The following is a 297-nucleotide window of genomic DNA, read 5'->3' on the forward strand; positions in this document are numbered from 1 at the left end:
TTGATCACCATATCGCTGAACTGGATTATCAGATTAGCCGCCAGCTGGATGCCGTGATGCATCATGAAGCGTTTCAGGCAGTAGAAAGCCTGTGGTGCGGTCTGAAGTCGCTGGTCGACAAAACAGACTTCCGCCAGAACGTGAAAATCGAACTGCTGGATATGTCCAAAGAGGAGCTGCGCCAGGATTTTGAAGACAGCCCGGAAGTGACTCAGAGCGGACTGTATAAACAAACCTATATTGATGAATACGATACCCCTGGCGGAGAGCCTGTTGCCGCACTGATTTCTTCGTATG

General features: G+C 49.8%; 1 protein-coding gene. It reads left to right on the top strand.

Annotation, left to right across the window (positions count from 1 at the left end):
* Positions 1-297 (top strand): type VI secretion system contractile sheath domain-containing protein (locus tag NNO08_RS22990; RefSeq protein WP_271457613.1); only part of this gene is annotated, 297 nt, incomplete at both ends.

This window comes from Citrobacter sp. Igbk 17, from assembly GCF_028069775.1.
Lineage (GTDB): Bacteria > Pseudomonadota > Gammaproteobacteria > Enterobacterales > Enterobacteriaceae > Citrobacter.